The following is a 17,083-nucleotide window of genomic DNA, read 5'->3' as shown; positions in this document are numbered from 1 at the left end:
AGCGCAGATGAGCGTTCGCCCGCCCCATGTGATCGTGATCGGCGTCGGCTTCAGCGGCCTGCTGACGGCGATCCACCTGCTGCGGAGCGGCCCCGCCGTTCGCGTGACCCTGCTCGAGCGTCGAAGCGCCCTCGGCCCCGGCACGGCCTATGACACGGGCAACGCCGACCATCTGCTGAATGTCCGCCTCGGCAATATGAGCGCCTTTCCCGACGAGCCTGAGCATCTGTCGGAGTGGCTGGCGCAGCAGCCCAGTTGGCAGGCCAGCGGCGAGTTCATCACGCGCGGAACCTACGGCGCCTATCTGCGTACGCTTCTGGAAAAGGCGGTGGCCGACAATCCGCGTCGGCTGGATTTGGTCCACGGCCAGGCGACCGCGCTGGACCGCCTTGATGATCGATGGATGGTGGCGCTGGCGGACGGTCGGACGCTTGACGGCGACGCCGTGGTTCTAGCGATCGGCAACCAGGAGCCGTCGACGCCGCCCGGGATCGATGACGACCTTCGCCGGTCGTCCCTGTATGTCGAAAATCCCTGGGTCGGCGACAGGCTTGCGCCGGACGCCGCGCGCCAGGTGCTGCTCATCGGCGCGGGTCTGACCGCCGTCGATGTCGCCATTGCGCTCGAGCGGCCGGGTCGGACGGTGACCGCCCTGTCGCGCCACGGCCTCCTGCCGCGCGCGCACGCGACCGTCGCCGCCGCGGCCGCCGACCTCTCCTTTTCCGGCGATCCGTTGGAGATCCTGCGCAAGGTGCGCCTGGTCTCCCGCACGCGGGACTGGCGCGAAGTCTTCGACGCGCTCCGCCATCAGGCCGGCGCCCTCTGGGCCGGCTGGACGCCGATGGAGCGTCAACGCTTCATCCGCCACGTCCGCCCGGTCTGGGACGTCCACCGCCATCGCGTGGCGCCCACCATCGCGCGGCGGATCGCCAGCCAGATCGCCGACGGCGCCCTGTCGGTGACAGCCGGAAAGATCGTCGAACTGAAACGCGACGGCGACGCGGTCCTGGCCGTCTACCGGCCGCGCGGCCGTCGCCGCGTCGTCAGCCGCCGCTTCGACCTGGAGATCAACTGCACCGGTCCCTTGGGGCGCGTCGCGGACAGCACCGATCCGCTGATCCGCGACATCCTGACCAAGGGGTTCGCCGCCCCGGATCCGATGGGCCTGGGCTTTCAGGTGAACGCCGACGGCGCCCTCGTCGTCGACGGCGCGGCGTCGCCCCATCTGCACATTATCGGCCCCCTGGCCCGCGCCGCCTTCTGGGAAATGACCTCCGTGCCCGACTTGCGCGAGCAGGCGCGAAGGCTGGCGGGCACGATCCGGGCGGAGCTGGGGTCGCGAGAAGCTTGACCTTCTCTCTGCCTCTAGGCGGACTTTCGGAGGGACCGCTTTGAGTCAGATCTGCGCCTTCGGCAACTGATCAACACCTTTCCCGAAAGCGGACGTCGCCAAAGACCGCGTTGAGTCAGGATGAGCCCTTCGTCATGTAACGCAGATCGGCTATTAACCTCCCGGCTCTCGATAGACACCGCCTTCTCCGCGATGATCTCCGCTAAACGAGCGGCGCTCGCCCGATCGCCACCGCCACTCTTTATGAGAACATCGCCTTGACGAAGCGCCGCCGCGATCTCTTGCCCGCTATTTGCTGTGAGGGGCCCATCAACTGCCAAGTTGTCCGTCTGGCGAACCAGGTCGAAACGCGCATCCTGAGGTGATGCCTGACAGCTAGCCGCAGTCGGTGAATTTCAGCTTTGCTGACGATGGGTGCGCACTCATACCGTAGTCTTGCGCGCCTCAGCCCGTTTTCGGATGCGTTCGGCAATGACTCGCACCACACTTTCGCGGTCCACATATCGCTCCAGCAACCGCTCGACTCGGCTCTCCGACCAGCCAAGAATTTGGGAGATTTCAGCAGCCGTCGCCCCATCCTTGCGCAGACGCGTTGCGAACGTGCCCCGCGCATCGTGAAGGTGCTTGTCGACATCAGCGAGATGCTTGGCGTCGATCACCTGATGCTCGGCGCCGTTGACGGACCACGGCCGTCCTCGGGTCGTCGACAACACGGTGCGGGGCCGGGGCGGCGGCAGGCGCGACTTCGCCATCGCGCGCTCGACCAGGGCCGCCCACGGCTGTCCTGCTGGGCCTTGATCTCGGCCAGGAGTTCCAGCGTCTCGTCCAGAAGGGGGATCGTCACCGCTTTGCCGGGCCGGCGCCGTCGGCTCTTGTTCGGTTCGATCACTATGGCGATGTCGCCTACGTGATCCCATTCCAGCCGAACTAGGTCGCCCCGCCTCAATCCCGTGAGGCAGGCGAGGCGAACGATATAGCCGACCTCCGGCGACGGCGCCGCCTTGACAAAACGTGCGATCTCCTCGTCGGACCAGATCTGATCGGCGCGGTCGGAGGCATAGAGACCCTTGTGACCGATCAGGACGTTCACGGCGAGGGTTCCGCGATCAACGGCCCAGGACAGCACGGCAGACAACACCTGCATGGCGTAATCCGCCTTGCGCGGCGTCGCGCGCCATTGATCCCGCCACGCCAGAAGATGCTGCCGCACCCGGGGATCGCCCAGGCCGGCGACGGGGAGGGAGGCGATCGCCAAGGGCCCGTCATCGGCCTGGATCATGTCGAGGTGACGCGACCATTCCCTGAGTCGACGCCGAGCGATTCTCGAACTCAGGCGAGGCGCGATAGGCGGCCGCGAGCCCGGCCAGGGTGTCGCCATGGCGCGCCTGATTCCGACGTCTGATCGCACGACGATAGCTGGCCTCGAAGGCCGGCGTGCCCGGCTCCCCTTCCAGGCGAGGCCCGCCCTTCCAGGCGTACCAGTAGGTCCGTCGGCTCCCATCGGCCACACGCGCGGTGACCTTGTGCAGCCCCTTAATGGGGCCGACGGCCACGGGCGGTCTCCCACGCGGTCAGAGGGTCGTCCTTGTCCTCGCCGCCGACGTCGCCATGCAGGATCACCGCGCCGGTGGGCGACAGTTCCACCTTGGCGGCGGTGAAGCCGAACGGCGTCAACACCTCGAGCAGGGCGCGCAGTTGGGCTGGGGTGACGGCGAGGCGGCGGGACATGGTCAGTCGCCCGCCTCCTCGTCGGGACGCGGCGGTTGCTCCACGATCACCACCACGACCTCCGGCGGGATGATGCGAAGGACGGGAATGGTGCGGGTCATGGGCGGCTCAGCGATGCGGGCCTTCCATTCGTCGTCGCTCAGCCCCCGATCGTTCCAGACATAGCCCGTGTCGGGGCTGCGCATGTTGATGCAGCGGGTGAAGCCCCAGGTCTGAAGGTAGCTGACGGCGTTGCGGGCGCGTTGGTCCGGCGAGCGATCGGCGTCGGGTCCCGCCGTCGGGCCAGCGTCGCAGAGGGCCTGCGCCATCGCCTCCATGGACACCGGCACGTCGGCTTCATCGAGCAGGCGGGCGATGATCGGCAGATCGGCGTGCACCGTGGCGAGGCGGGGATCGCGCCATTTCAGGACATAAGAGAAGGTCCAGACGGCAGTCGCGTTATGCAGACCGAACATCGGCCGGTGTCCATGCTTGGCAACGCGATCGATGTTGAGGTCGGCGAGATCGATCAGGGCCGCCATGGGTCCTTCCACGGTGACCGTCATGTCGCCGGCGCCGCGACCGTCCGTAACCGAGCCCGGCGTGGGGATCAGAACGATCCGAGTGATCAAGCCCCGCAGCACCTCCTTCGCGCGCGAGGCTTCGGCGTCGTCGGCTTGAAGGGCCTGATGCAGACGGCCCAGCGTGCCGGAGATGGAACTGATGATGGCGTTGACGTCGCCGGTGACAGGCGGAGCCGATGGGGCCTGCTTGACCTGACGCTCCAGATTGCGCTTCTCGGCGCCCAGACGCTCCAATTCCTCCATCATCAACTGGCTGGCGAAAGACGCCTCGCCGGCGCTGCCCAACTGAACCATGAGGTTGGCGATGCGCTGATCGATCTCCTTTAGCCGGGCGCCTTGGCTGGCGACCCTGGCGACATGATCGGCGCGTACGCGTTCGACTTCTTCGCGGAACGCCGTCAGCGCCGGTCCCAGGACGGCCGTGTTCAGCACGTGGACCTTGATACGGTCGAAGATGGAGGTCTCGACAGCCTCGCGCGCCACGCGCCGTGGGTTGGAGCAGATGCCCTTCTGCTGCCGACCGGTGCAGACGTACTTGCCGTCGCTGACGATGCAGGTGGAATTGCAGACGCCGCAGTGAACCTTGCCGGTGAAGACGTACTCGACCTTGCGCTTCGCATGGAAGGGCCGGTCGATGTTCTCGGCCAAGCGCGCCTGGTTGCGATCCCACAGGTCTTGATCGACGATAGCCAGTTCGGGATGCTGGGTGACCATGCGCTCCGACTGGTCGGTGAAGCGCATCTTCATCTTGCCCTTGCGGCGACGGCGGCTGGTCTTCCGGAACTGGTATTCGCCGACGTAGATGGGATTGCGCAGGATACCCAATCCGCCGTGACGATTGCCGAGCAGGGCGCCGGGACGCCAGGGTTTGCCCTTGGGACCCGGCACGCCCTCGGCGTTCAGGGTGGCGCAGATTTCGAAAGTGGTGCGGCCGGCGTCGAACTCTTCGTGAATGCGGCGAACTATGGCCGCCTTCTCGGGATCGATCTCCCGCAGACCGTTGATCGGTTCCCCGCGCGCATCCACTTCCGGACCTTGCGATAACCATAGGGAATGGAGCCCGACATGCGGCCCTGGCTGACCGCCAACTCCTGCCCCCGCTTGGACTTCAGGACGTTCTGCTTGATGAACTCTTGGTTCTGGACCGCCTTGAAAGCCAGTTCGATGTCCGTGACCACGCCGCCGGCGACGGTACAGATCACGATGTCCAACTCGTGCAGGTCCTTTGCGATCTTGTGCATGTCGGCCGCGTCGCGGCTGGTGCGGTCGATGTCCCCCACCAGAAGGACGTCGAACTCGCCGCGCTCGGCCGACGCCAACATCTCGAACAGACCGGCGCGGCCCATGGTGGTGGTGCCGGATCGTTCGGAGTCGCTGAAGCGCTTGTACTCCCCCCATTTCCGTTCGGCGGCATAGGCGGCGCAAAGCCGCTCCTGACCTTCGATGGAAGTCTGCTTCTGACGGTCGGTGGAGAAGCGACTATAGAAGGCGACCCGGCTGCCGGGCGGGGGCATGGTCCGCATTACTGGATTCCCGCTCCCTCGGCGATCGGAGACGTGCTGGGGGTCCCTTCGAAGGAGGGGCGGAACTCATAGAGATCGTCGCCGGCGACCATCAGCAACCGGTCGAACTCGTCGCCCAGGCGCTCGACTAGGGTCGTCAGCGCGCAGGCACCGGACGATTTCTGGGCCAGCGTCACCACGCGATCGCCGGCGGTCTGGACCGTATCGAAAGCGGCGCGGATCACATCGCGATCAATCGGGGGCAGGTCAGCGAGATAGATGGCGACCCGGCTCATTGCGCGCCCTCCGCCGTCTGCATCCGCGCCGACAGCCGAGCCACCGCCAGGGTGAGCGGCAACAGCAGGGCGTCCAGTTCGGCCATGCCCTCGCTCAATGCGGCTTCGCTGCGCCGACGACGGTCCTTCGCCAAGGTCTCGGCCATATCGTAGCCGCTGACGTCGATTTGATTGGTCATCATCCTTCTCCTTTCTAGTGCTTGCGTGTCGCTGCGGCGCAGGCCATAACGTAACCAACACCTCATACCGTGTCGACGACACGGATAGTGATCGGATCACACGGAATAGGCTGGATGTCAACCGCCCAGATTTCGCTGCGCTATCGGGAGGGGCAGTTCACGCCCTCGGAGACGGCGGCCATCACCGGCACGCCCCTGCATCTGCAACGGGACTGGCGCAGCCAGGGTCTGCTGCGCGCACGACAAGGCGGGCGGGCCAGCTTCACGCCCCGAGAACTCGCCGAGATGCGGCTGATGATGCGACTGCGCGGTCTAGGTGTTTCGTTGCCGGATGCACGGCGGGCGGCAGTGGAGGCGGCGCCCGGCGTGGTGTTCATCGCGCTGGCCCATCATCAGGACCAGACCTTGACCGTTGAGGGGACAGCGGCGGAAGCCACCGCCTACATCGACTCCCTCGAGCAGGCTGGCGATCACGCTTACATGCTGATTTTGGCTGAACTCGAGGGTATGGATCAGGTTTACCGGCACGCCGTCATTGAGGACGGCGAATGCAGGCTTCTCCACGCCCTGAGCGAAGACGCCGCCGACGAGAAGATCGAGGCGGCGGGGCTGATCAACCTTTGGGCCGTGGCGCGCGCAATAGCCGAGGCGTTGCCCCGCCCGCTCTTCACCTTGGTCATTCCGAAACGGTAGACTGCCGCCCTTCGAAGCGCGCCTCGATCAGCCGAAATGCACAGGCGCCAAAGCGCCCGATGCCATTTTGGAGGTAAGCCTCTGACGTTGTGGTGATAACTTCAGCCCCAAGCTGAATGTCGCGAGTTCGATTCTCGCTACCCGCTCCATCCCTTCGGACACTCTCTCGGCCGCCCAGGCCTTCAGGCCCCGGCGCGGTTCTTGACCAGGTCGTCCACGACTGACGGATCGGCCAGGGTGGAGGTGTCGCCCAGGGCGCCGACCTCGTTCTCGGCGATCTTGCGCAGGATGCGGCGCATGATCTTGCCGGAGCGGGTCTTGGGCAGGCCCGGCGCCCACTGGATCACGTCGGGCGTGGCGATCGGCCCGATCTCGCGCCGCACATGGGCGCCCAGCGCCTTTCGCAGGTCCTCGGTCGCCTCGATCCCGGCGTTCAGGGTGACATAGGCGTAGATGCCCTGGCCCTTGATGTCGTGGGGGAAGCCGACCACGGCCGCCTCGGCCACCACGTCGTGCAGCACCAGGGCGCTCTCGATCTCGGCGGTGCCCATGCGGTGGCCCGAGACGTTGATGACGTCGTCCACCCGCCCGGTGATCCAGTAATAGCCGTCTTCGTCCCGGCGACAGCCGTCGCCGGTGAAATACCGGCCCGGATAGGTCGAGAAATAGGTGTCGAAGAAGCGCTGGTCGTCGCCATAGACGGTCCGCATCTGGCCCGGCCAGCTGTCGGTGATGCACAGGTTGCCCGACACGGAGCCCTCCAGCGGCTGGCCCTCGGCGTCCACGATCTGAAGCTCGACGCCCGGCAGGGGCAGGGTGGCCGAGCCGGGCTTCAGGTCGGTCGCGCCCGGCAGGGGCGTGATCAGATGGCCGCCCGTCTCGGTCTGCCACCAGGTGTCCACGATGGGGCAACGGCCGTCGCCGACCACCTCGTGATACCAGCGCCAGGCCTCGGGGTTGATCGGTTCGCCGACGGTGCCCAGGATCCGCAGCGACTGGCGCGAGGTCCGCTTCACCGGTTCGTCGCCCTCGCGCATCAGGGCGCGCAGGGCCGTGGGGGCGGTGTAGAAAATCTCCACCTTGTGCTTGTCCACCACCTGCCAGAAGCGGCTGGTGTCGGGATAGTTGGGCACGCCCTCGAACATCAGCGTCGTCGCCGCGTTCGCCAGCGGCCCATAGACCAGATAACTGTGCCCCGTGACCCAGCCCACGTCGGCGGTGCACCAGAAGACCTCGCCCGGGCGATAGTCGAAGACGATCTCGTGCGTCCAGGCGGCCCAGAACAGGTATCCGCCCGTGGTGTGCAGCACGCCCTTGGGCTTTCCGGTCGAGCCCGAGGTGTAGAGGATGAACAGCGGGTCCTCGGCGTTCATCGGCTCGGGCGGGCAGTCGGTCGCGGCCTTGGCCGCCTCGACGGCGTAGTCGACGTCGCGGCCCTCGATCATCGGCACGTCGGCGCCGGTGCGGCGGATGACCAGGACGGTGTCGACCTTCACCTTCTCCAGCGCCGCGTCGACATTGGCCTTCAGCGGGATGGTCTTGCCGCCGCGCAGACCCTCGTCGGCGGTGATGACCAGGGTGGAGCCGCAGTCCTCGATCCGGCCGCACAGGCTGTCGGGCGAGAAGCCGCCGAACACGACCGAATGCACCGCGCCGATGCGGGCGCAGGCCAGCATGGCGTAGGCGGCCTCGGGGATCATGGGCAGATACAGGGTGATCCGGTCGCCCTTCTTGGCCCCGTGCGCCTTCAGCACATTGGCCATGCGGCACACCTCGGCGTGCAGTTCGCCGAAGGTGATCAGCCGGCTGTCGGCCGGGTCGTCGCCTTCCCAGATGATCGCCGTCTCGTCCTTCCGGTGGGGCAGGTGGCGGTCGATGCAGTTGGCCGAGACGTTCAGGACGCCGTCCTCGAACCAGCGGATGCGGAAGTCCTCCTTCTTGAAGGAGACGTCCTTGATCCGGGTCGGGAAGGTCATCCAGTCCAGGCGGCGGGCCTGTTCCGACCAGAAGGCGTCGGGGGTCTCGCGCGCCGCGATCCGCGCCGCCTCATAGGCTTGCCGGTCCATGTGGGCGCGGGCGGCCAGGTCGGCGGGAACGGGATAGAGTTCGGAATCGGGCACGCGAGACGTCTCCAGCATCAATCAGAATCCGTATTTGGCGAACAGGGACAGGCGGGTCATGTCGCCGTTGACGCCGGACTCCAGCTTACGCTCACCGAACATCAACTCGGCCCCGACATCAAATCCCGTCAGCGGAGTCCAGATCAGGTTTCCGCGAACGCTCTGGGCCGAACTGTTGACGCCCAGGCCGGTCAGGACGGTGTCGTTGTCCACCTCCTGCACCGAATAGATCAGGTTCGAGCGCCAGCCCGGCGACCAGATGTGGCGATAGGCGGCGAAGCCGGCGATGACGCCGATCGTGTCCAGTTCGCCCGAGGCGTCCAGCACCGCGTCGTTGGAGAAGTTCAGGCCGATGTAGCGGCCCACGCCGTCGCCGCCGCTCAGCATCAGGCGCAGGTCGTCCTGCGCCCCGACCTTGATCTTGGCCGAGGCGGACAGGCCCCAGCCGGTGGCCGAACTGTCGATGGTCAGCGCCGGGTTCTCGTATTTCAGCTGGCGCAGCAGGCCCGACAGCTGGACCTCGCCCCAGGGCCTGGCCATCACATAGCGGGCGGTCAGGTCGGGCAGGCCGTTGTCGTCGGCGACGATGCGCGTCCCGCCGCCGAACGGGGTCACGGTCGTCTCCGGGTTCTCGACCGCGATCGAGAACGGGCCGCGCGTATAGCGGATCTGGGCCTGGCGGGCGAAGACGGTGCCCTCGGCCGGGCCGATGTAGTCGGCCGTCTCGGGCAGGACGTTGGTGTTCTGGAAGTTGGTCCACTCCTGGCCGAACAGCCAGTTGTCGATGGTGACGAAGGCGCGGCGCAGCGCCGGGTTGGCCGGGCTGGTCGTGCGCTGGTCGCCGGCCCCGGGCAGGACCTGGAAGTCCATCTCGATCCGGCTGCCGACCTTGTGGCCGCCGACCATGCCGTCGGTGGTGAACCAGAAGCGGGTCTGGCGCGCGTTGAAATCGGTCGCCGTGTCCTCGTCGGCGCCGCCGACGGGGATCGAGCCGGGCAGGTAGAATTCGCGCAGCGCATCGCCATTGGCCGGGTCGCCGCCGGAATAGCTCGACGCCGTGGCGTCCAGCTTGATGAAGCCGCCGAACTTCACCGTATGGGCGCCGATGCGGAAGCCGTCGCCGGGTGTCGCGGGGGCGGCCGGCGCGGGCGCCGCGGCCGGGCGGGTCTCCAGCCGGATGATGTCCTGCTGTTGCGCGGCCTGCTGGGTTCGGGCCGCCACCACCTCGGTCTTGAGAGCGTTCAGCTCGGCCTCCAGCTGGGCGATGCGGGCCTCCAGGGCCGAGGCGTCCTGGGCCATCGCGGCGCCGGGACCAAGGAGGATGGCGGCCACGCCGACGCCTCCCAGAAGAACGGATCGTTTCATGGTCTCTCCTCCCGCGCCCGTCTGATGCAGGCGTCCGGCCGCAGCTTTTCGCCTCGGGGGAGTGGCGGCCATTAGCCAATGGTCTACTTTCGACCAAAGTCGATCCGCGCCATGCTGTCGCAAACGCGACCGTCAGCCGTCGCGGCCAGGGGAAGACGCTCATGGATCGTATCGTCGTCGCCGACGATCACCCGCTGTTCCGCGCCGCCTTGCGCTCGGCGGTGGAAAAGGCCGCGCCGGGCGCCGCGATCGAGGAATGCGCCAGCCTGGCCGAGGCCAAGGCGGCCCTGTCGCGTCCCGTCGACCTGCTGCTGCTGGACCTCAAGCTGTCGGACAGCGAAGGCATGGCCGGCCTGGCCGCCGTCCGCGTGGAGCATCCGGCCGTGCCGGTCGTCGTCGTCTCGGCCAGCGAGGACGCGCCGGTGGTCCGCCATGTCCAGGGCCTGGGCGCCGCCGGCTTCATCCCCAAGTCCGCCGCCCTGCCGCAGATGGTCGCCGCCATCGGCGCGGCCCTGGCCGGCGACGGCTGGTGGCCCGACCTGCCCGAGGACGAGGCGGGCGAGGGCGATCTGGCCGCGCGCGTGGGCAGCCTGACGCCGTCGCAACTGCGCATCCTGGAGGGGCTGAAGGCCGGGCGGCTGAACAAGCAGATCGCCTTCGACCTGGGCGTGTCGGAGGCCACCATCAAGGCGCACCTGACCAGCGTCTTCCGCAAGCTGGGCGTCCAGAACCGCACCCAGGCGGTGATCCTGGCCAAGCAGCTGGACGGGGCGTGAATCCAGTTCCGCCGGGATGAGCGGATAAGGATCAGCTCGACAGAAACGCCTTCAGCGCCGCCGGCTTGATCGGCTTGGGCAGCAGCACCGCCCCCGCCGCCGTCGCCTGCTCCTTCAGCCCGTCGCGAGTGTCGGCGGTCACCAGGGCGATGCGGCGTACGCCGTGCGGACGCAGGCGGTCGATCACCGCGAACCCGTCCGGCCCCTCGCCCAGATGCAGGTCGACGACCGCCGCGTCGAAGCCGCCGCCCGCGGCCCAGGCCTGATCCGCCGTCGCCGCCAGGGTCGGCCGCGCCCCCCAGCGGGTCAGCAGGGCCGACAGGGCGTCCAGGATGGCCGGCTCGTTGTCCACGCACAGCACCCTCAGGCCCGCAAGCGGCAGGCGCGGGTCGGCCTCGCGCGCGGCGTCCCGCGCCGGCTCGGCCGGGGCGCGGGGCAGGGTGATGCGGAAGGCGGTGCCGCGCCCGACGCGCGAGGTCAGGTCCAGCGGATGGTCCAGCAGGCTGGACAGCCTACGCACGATGGCCAGGCCCAGGCCCGCGCCGGGCTCATCCGCCGCCGCGCCGGGCAGGCGGACGAACTCGCCGAAGACGTGTTCGCGGTCGGCTTCGGGAATGCCCCGGCCGGTGTCGCACACCAGGATGCGCGCCGTCTCGCCGTCTCGCCGCGCCCCCACCAGGATGCGGCCCCGGTCGGTGTAGCGGATGGCGTTGACGATCAGGTTCTGCAGCATCGAGCGCAGCAGATCGGCGTCGGTGGCGACCCACAGTCCCGAGCCGACGATGGTCAGCCGCAGCGCCTTGGCCTCGGCCACCGGCTGGAACTCGCGCCGCAGCTCGTCGAACAGGGCGTCCAGCGACAGCCGCCGCACCGCCGGCTGGACCCCGCCGGCCTCCAGCTTGGACAGGTTCAGCAGCGCCGTCAGCAGACGGTGGGCGCTGTCGATGGCGCGGTCGGCGTTGGTGGCCAGCCCCTGCGCCCCCTCGTCCAGCGCCGGCTCCTCCTTCAGGGCGGCGATGAACAGGCGCGCGGCGTGCAGCGGCTGCAGCAGGTCATGGCTGGCGGCGGCCAGGAACCGGGTCTTGGAGGCGGTGGCGTCCTCGGCGACGCGGCGCGCCTCCTCCAGCCGTTCGGTGCGATCCGCGACCCGCGCCTCCAGCCGCTCGTTGGCCTCTTCCAGCTGGCGGGCGGCGCGGCGCAGGGCCGTGATGTCGGTGTAGCTGGTGGCGTAGCCGCCGCCGGGGATCGGCGCCCCGGACGAGCCCAGCACCCGCCCGTCGGGGCGCGCCCGCTCGTGCTCGTGCGGGATGCGCCGGCTCAGCGCCTCCAGCCGCCGCTCGACCCAGGCCTCGACGTCCTCGGGGCTTTCGCCGCGCTCGGCGTTCAGCCGGTAGATCTGGGCGATGGGCAGGCCGACGTGGACGAAGCCGGGCGGCAGGTCGAACATCTCGACGTAGCGCCGGTTCCAGGCGGTGACGCGCAGGTCCTCGTCGACCACGATCACCCCCTGGTCGATGTTGTCCAGCGTGGTCTGCAGCAGGTCGCGGTTGAACTGGACGGCCTGGGACGCCTCGTCCAGCATTCGCACCACGTCCTCGGGCGCGCGGCCGCCCCCGGCCAGGGCGGCGGCGATGACCCGCCGGGCCGAGGCCGCGCCGATGGCGCCGGCCAGCATCCGTTCGGCCCCGCGCGCCAGGGCGGCGTCGGCGGGATCGGCGTCCCTCAGGGGGGTGTCGGTCTCGCGCGCCCAGGCGGCGAAGGCGCGCTCGGCCCGTTCGTCGCCGATGAAGCGGGCGACCAGGGCGCGCAGGTCGCCGACCGAGGCCCCCGCCGGCGAGGGGCGGCCCTCCAGCCAGTCCGGCCCCAGCCGGTCGACGAAGGCCCGCGCCTGCACCCGGTCGATCAGCCTGGGCTTGGCCCAGCGGGACACCGCCACATAGGTCGCCAGGTTCAGCGTCAGGCTGACGAAAACGCCGGGAGCGAAGGCGTCGGTCAGGCCCAGCAGGGCGGGAACCTGCCAGGCGGCGCCCGGCGCCAGCTGCGGCAGGGCCAGCATCACCAGCCACACCGCCACCCCGACCCCGACGCCGGCCAGGGCGCCGTGGGCGTGGCCGCCGCGCCAGATCACAGCCCCCAGCAGCGCCGGGGCCAGCTGGGCCATGGCCGCGAAGGACACCAGCCCCATCGCCGCCAGGCCGTGCGTCTGGTCGGTCGCCTGGTAATAGACCCACGCCAGCAGCAGCACCGCCACGATGGCCACCCGGCGCACCTGCAGGATGGTTCCGGCCATGTCCGAGGCGTCGCCGCGTCGCCGCCAGCGGTCGCGCGCCACGAACGGCAGGATCAGGCTGTTGGAGACCATGGCCGACAGGGCCACCGCCTCGACGATCACCATGGCCGTCGCGGCCGAGAAGCCGCCGACGAAGACGATGGCGGTCAGCGTCTGGTCGCCGCGGCCGAAGGGCAGGGCCAGGACCAGCAGGTCCGGATTGACGCTGGGCGCGAACAGGGCGCCGGCCGCCACCAGCGGCACGACCGCCAGGCTGGTCAGGGCCAGATAGAGGGGAAACACCCAGCGCGCGCGCCGCACCTGGGCGGGCTCGGCCCCCTCCACGAAGGCGACGTGGAACTGACGCGGCAGGCAGAACAGCGCCAGGGTCGCCACCAGGGTGATGGCGGTGAAGCGCGGGGTGATCTCGGGCGGCGCGGCCAGGTCGCCGATGCCTTGCGCGATCCGGCCGGCGTCGCCCTGGCCCAGCAGCAGGAACAGGGCGAAGCCGGCCACCATCAGCAGGGCGCCCAGCTTGACCACCGATTCCAGCCCGATGGCCTGGATCAGGCCGCGATTGTGCTCGGTCAGGTCGGGCCGCCTCGCGCCGAACAGAATGGCGAAGAAGGCCAGGACCCCCGCCAGGACCAGCACGGTCAGGCGCTCCGATCCCGCCACCGGCGTGCCCGCCGTCAGCAGTTCGCCGGCCATCGACAGGCTTTTCAGCTGCAGCGCGATGTAGGGCAGGGATCCCAGGATGGCGACGATGGTGACCACCGCCCCCAGGGTCTGGCTCTTGCCGTAGCGGGAGGCGACGAAGTCGGCCATCGAGCCGACGTTCTCGCGCCGGGCGGCGGCCGCGATCCGTCGCCAGACGGGAAACAGCACGGTCAGCCCCAGGATCGGGCCGATGTAGATGGGCAGATACTCCCATCCCGTCCGCGCCGCCGTGCCGACCGCGCCGTAATAGGTCCAGGAGGTGCAGTAGATGGCCAGCGACAGCGCATAGACCGACGGGCCCAGGCCGCCGCCTCGGGCGCGCGCGGCCGGGCGTTCCTGCGACCAGGCGACCGCGAACAGCACGGCCATGTAGGCGGCCACCAGGGCCAGGATCACCAGGCTGAACATGAGGGCATCTGATCCGGCCGCCGCCGCGCTCACAAGGGGCGCCGGCGCGGGCCTGGCCTAAAAAGAGCGGGGGCGGGCCGCTGGTCGACGGCCCGCCCCCTTCATCCACGCCTGAAAGCAGGATCAGGCGTTGATGTCGACGTCCTTGCCTTCCTTGACGAACAGGAAGCCGACCACGACCGTGATCAGGGCCACGACGATCGGGTACCATAGGCCGTAGTAGATGTTGCCCGTGGCCGCCACCATGGCGAAGGCGGTGGTGGGCAGGAAGCCGCCGAACCAGCCGTTGCCGATGTGATAGGGCAGCGACATCGAGGTGTAGCGGATGTTGGTCGGGAACATCTCGACCAGGGCGGCCGCGATCGGCCCGTAGACCATGGTCACGTACAGAACCAGGATGAACAGGATGCCCACCACCATGGGCTTGTTCACCTCGGCGCTGGCGGCCTTGGCGGGATAGCCGGCGGCGGCCAGGGCCTCGCCCAGCGACGCGTCCCAGGTCTTCTTGCCGGCGGCGAAGTCGGCGCCGCTCATGGATTCGCCGCGGAAGCTGGGCACCACCACGTCGTCGCCGATGCGCACCTCGGCCACCGTTCCGGCCGGGGCCTCGACGTTGGTGTAGTTGATGCCCGCCTTGGCCAGGTAGGACTTGGCTAGGTCGCACGAGTGGTTGAACACGGTCTTGCCGATCGGGTCGAACTGAACGTTGCAGTCCGCCGGGTCGGCATAGACGGTGATCGGCGAGGTCGCCGTGGCGCGCGCCAGGGCCGGGTTGGCGGCCGTGGTCAGCGCCTGGAACAGCGGGAAGTAGGTCAGCGCCGCCAACAGGCAGCCCAAGAGGATGATCGGCTTGCGGCCGACCTTGTCCGACAGCCAGCCGAAGATGACGAAGAAGGGCGTGGCCAGCAGCAGGGCGACCGCGATCAGCACGTTCGACAGCGAGGCGTCGACCTTCAGCACCCGCTCCAGGAAGAACAGGGCGTAGAACTGGCCGGTGTACCAGACCACCGCCTGACCCGCCGCCAGGCCGACCAGGGCGATCAGCACCAGCTTCAGGTTCGGCCACTTGCCGAAGGAGTCCTTCAGCGGGGTCTTGGAGCCCTTGCCCTCGGCCTTCATGCGCTTGAACGACGGGCTTTCCGACAGCTTCAGCCGGATCCACAGCGACACCGCCAGCATCAGGATCGAGACCAGGAACGGGATGCGCCAGCCCCATTCGGCGAAGGCTTCCTCGCCCACCGCCGTGCGCACGCCCAGGATGACCACCAGGCTCAGCAGAAGGCCGGCCGTGGCGGTGATCTGGATGAAGGAGGTGTAGAAGCCGCGCTTGCCGTGCGGGGCGTGCTCGGCGACATAGGTGGCCGCGCCGCCGTATTCGCCGCCCAGGGCCAGCCCCTGGATCAGGCGCATCAGCACCAGGATGATCGGCGCGGCGATGCCGATGGCCGCATAGGACGGCAGCAGGCCGACCACGAAGGTCGACAGGCCCATCAGCAGCATGGTCACCAGGAAGGTGTTCTTGCGCCCCCACAGGTCGCCCAGCCGCCCGAAGACGATGGCCCCGAACGGGCGCACCGCGAAGCCGGCCGCGAAGGCCATCAGGGCGAAGATGAAGCCGGTCGTCTCGTTGACGCCCGAGAAGAACTGCACGGTGATGATCGCCGCCAGCGATCCGTACAGATAGAAGTCGTACCATTCGATGACGGTGCCGACCGAAGAGGCCAGGATCACCAGGCGATCGTTGCGACCCACCTGATGCTCTTCCCCCCGGACGCAGCTGCGGCGTCGGTAGCCATTGTCCTGTTTCCTCCATGTCGCCGTTGATCGGCCGTTCTGACGCGGCCTCTGGCGGACGCGCGGATCGGGACTTTGACGCACGCCGATACGGCTGGAGAGACAGACTTTGGTCGCAGACGGGCCTCAGCCCTCCAGCGAGATCACCGGCCCGGCTTCCGGGCGGCGGGCCGCGCGAGCGCCGGCGCGGCGCTTGAACCAGCGGCGGATGCGCGACTGGATCGGATTGTCGATGACGAAGTGGAAGGCGAAGGCGAACGCCACCGCCGCGGCCACGCCCATCGCCCACAGGCCCCACTGGGCCGCGACCGGCAGGGCGAAGCGGGCGATCAGCACATTGACCGCGCCGAACCAGGCGATGCGCACCACCTCGTTGGTGATGAACATGGAGAAGGACACCATGGCCGCCGTCTCGACAAGCTTGGAGGGCCGGCGCACGGGCGTGGCGCCGGCGGCCAGGATGATCACCGAGATCAGCGCCAGGGCGATCAGGGCGTGCTTGTCGTGGAGCTCGACGGCGAAGAAGCCGACCGCCGCCAGCACCCCGGCCCAGCCGGCCAGCCGGGGCGAGATCCAGACCTTCTGGGCGAACCAGGCCAGGCACATCCCCAGGAAGAACAGCGGCAGGGCGCGGATGAAGCCGTAGCGCATCGGCATCTGATAGACGGGGTAGTCCAGCATCCACCAGCACAGCTGGTTGGCGGCCAGATAGACGCCCACGCCCAGCGCCAGGGCGGACCACGGCCCCAGCCGCATCAGGCCCCGGATGATCCAGGGGAAGGCCAGGTAGCAGCCGATCAGGGCCGAGATCGACCAGGTCGGGGCGTTCCAGCCCAGGCCGCCGGGGACGCCGAACGACTGGACCAGCAGCAGCTGCGCCGGCAGCTGATCCCAGGCGAACCATTCGGGATTGCGCGGGGCCACGCCCACGGCGGCGCTCAGCACCACCAGGCCGACCAAGGACAGGCCCATGATCAGGTGGGCCGGGACGACGCGCAGGAAGCGCTTCAGGAAGAAGTCGCCGGGCGACATCCGCCCCCTGTCCACCGCCGCGCCATAGACCCGCATCAGGACGTAGCCGGAATCGATCAGGAAGAAGTTGGTCAGCAGGAAGCCGCCGCGCTCGAAGATCGGATTGACGACGGCGGCCAGATGCGCCGGACCCGCGGCCTGGAAGTGATGCAGGATGATCAGGAAGGCCACGATGAAACGCAGGGCGTCCAGCCAGCCGCCCCGGGCGATCTGAACTGTCTCATTCCGGGTCGAAAACAGGGTCCACGGCATCGACGGAGGCCTCCTTGGCCCCGACGACGCAAGAG

The 17,083-nt window shown here is 68.7% G+C and carries 15 protein-coding genes; 3 read left to right on the top strand and 12 right to left on the bottom strand.

All coding sequences use genetic code 11. The features are described 5' to 3' along the window. Positions 1-7 precede the first annotated feature (7 nt). Positions 8-1,351: an FAD/NAD(P)-binding protein gene (locus MU852_RS06150; protein ID WP_249751456.1), complete on the top strand. Its 1,344-nt coding sequence runs from the start codon at positions 8-10 to the stop codon at positions 1,349-1,351. Positions 1,352-1,773: 422 nt separating this feature from the next. On the opposite strand, the gene MU852_RS06145 is transcribed toward MU852_RS06150, so the two are convergent. The 7 genes from MU852_RS06145 to MU852_RS06115 form a co-directional block, all read right to left on the bottom strand. Next, positions 1,774-2,103 (bottom strand): tyrosine-type recombinase/integrase, encoded by a 330-nt coding sequence (locus MU852_RS06145; RefSeq protein WP_347342353.1) that lies wholly within the window; start codon positions 2,101-2,103, stop codon positions 1,774-1,776. Beyond that, positions 2,007-2,630: a tyrosine-type recombinase/integrase gene (locus MU852_RS06140; protein ID WP_249751454.1), complete on the bottom strand. Its 624-nt coding sequence runs from the start codon at positions 2,628-2,630 to the stop codon at positions 2,007-2,009. Before MU852_RS06140 ends, MU852_RS06145 begins: the two co-directional genes overlap by 97 nt. Positions 2,631-2,884: 254 nt before the next feature. Next, positions 2,885-3,079, bottom strand: a complete 195-nt coding sequence (locus MU852_RS06135; protein ID WP_249751453.1) for a hypothetical protein — start codon at positions 3,077-3,079, stop codon at positions 2,885-2,887. Between the two features lie 2 nt (positions 3,080-3,081). After that, positions 3,082-4,668 (bottom strand): recombinase family protein, encoded by a 1,587-nt coding sequence (locus tag MU852_RS06130; RefSeq protein WP_249751452.1) that lies wholly within the window; start codon positions 4,666-4,668, stop codon positions 3,082-3,084. Beyond that, the gene (locus MU852_RS06125; RefSeq protein WP_249751451.1) at positions 4,605-5,165 is read right to left on the bottom strand and encodes a recombinase family protein; all 561 of its coding nucleotides are present in this window, start codon (positions 5,163-5,165) and stop codon (positions 4,605-4,607) included. The genes MU852_RS06130 and MU852_RS06125 overlap by 64 nt, the downstream gene beginning before the upstream one ends. Beyond that, positions 5,165-5,440, bottom strand: a complete 276-nt coding sequence (locus MU852_RS06120) for a hypothetical protein (protein WP_249751450.1) — start codon at positions 5,438-5,440, stop codon at positions 5,165-5,167. Before MU852_RS06120 ends, MU852_RS06125 begins: the two co-directional genes overlap by 1 nt. After that, positions 5,437-5,619 carry a hypothetical protein gene (locus MU852_RS06115; protein ID WP_249751449.1) on the bottom strand — a complete coding sequence of 61 codons (183 nt, stop codon included), beginning with the start codon at positions 5,617-5,619 and terminating at the stop codon, positions 5,437-5,439. The genes MU852_RS06120 and MU852_RS06115 overlap by 4 nt, the downstream gene beginning before the upstream one ends. 114 nt (positions 5,620-5,733) lie before the next feature. Here MU852_RS06115 and MU852_RS06110 point away from each other — a divergent pair, with 114 nt between their 5' ends. Beyond that, positions 5,734-6,312 carry a helix-turn-helix domain-containing protein gene (locus MU852_RS06110; protein ID WP_249751448.1) on the top strand — a complete coding sequence of 193 codons (579 nt, stop codon included), beginning with the start codon at positions 5,734-5,736 and terminating at the stop codon, positions 6,310-6,312. 182 nt (positions 6,313-6,494) lie between these two features. On the opposite strand, the gene acs is transcribed toward MU852_RS06110, so the two are convergent. Next, complete coding sequence (gene acs / locus MU852_RS06105; protein ID WP_249751447.1) at positions 6,495-8,450, bottom strand: acetate--CoA ligase; 1,956 nt, start codon at positions 8,448-8,450, stop codon at positions 6,495-6,497. 3 nt (positions 8,451-8,453) lie between these two features. Continuing rightward, positions 8,454-9,797 (bottom strand): DcaP family trimeric outer membrane transporter, encoded by a 1,344-nt coding sequence (locus tag MU852_RS06100; RefSeq protein WP_249751446.1) that lies wholly within the window; start codon positions 9,795-9,797, stop codon positions 8,454-8,456. Positions 9,798-9,958: 161 nt separating this feature from the next. Here MU852_RS06100 and MU852_RS06095 point away from each other — a divergent pair, with 161 nt between their 5' ends. Continuing rightward, positions 9,959-10,573, top strand: coding sequence for a response regulator transcription factor (locus MU852_RS06095; protein ID WP_249751445.1), 615 nt, complete (start codon positions 9,959-9,961; stop codon positions 10,571-10,573). 31 nt (positions 10,574-10,604) lie between these two features. Here the strand turns inward: MU852_RS06095 and MU852_RS06090 are convergent, their stop codons facing one another. The 3 genes from MU852_RS06090 to MU852_RS06080 all read right to left on the bottom strand — a co-directional run bounded on the left by MU852_RS06090 (position 10,605) and on the right by MU852_RS06080 (position 17,048). Continuing rightward, positions 10,605-13,970, bottom strand: coding sequence for a hybrid sensor histidine kinase/response regulator (locus MU852_RS06090; RefSeq protein WP_249751444.1), 3,366 nt, complete (start codon positions 13,968-13,970; stop codon positions 10,605-10,607). Positions 13,971-14,093: 123 nt separating this feature from the next. Then, positions 14,094-15,722, bottom strand: a complete 1,629-nt coding sequence (locus MU852_RS06085) for an MFS transporter (RefSeq protein WP_249751443.1) — start codon at positions 15,720-15,722, stop codon at positions 14,094-14,096. A gap of 168 nt (positions 15,723-15,890) precedes the next feature. Continuing rightward, on the bottom strand, positions 15,891-17,048 hold the full coding sequence (locus MU852_RS06080; protein WP_249751442.1) for an acyltransferase family protein: 1,158 nt from the start codon (positions 17,046-17,048) through the stop codon (positions 15,891-15,893). Positions 17,049-17,083 lie beyond the last annotated feature (35 nt).

Origin of the sequence: Brevundimonas albigilva (assembly GCF_023503965.1) — a bacterium.
Classification (GTDB): Bacteria; Pseudomonadota; Alphaproteobacteria; order Caulobacterales; family Caulobacteraceae; genus Brevundimonas; species Brevundimonas albigilva.
Note: the sequence above shows the minus strand (reverse complement) of the source record. Positions and strands in the feature narration are given on the sequence as shown.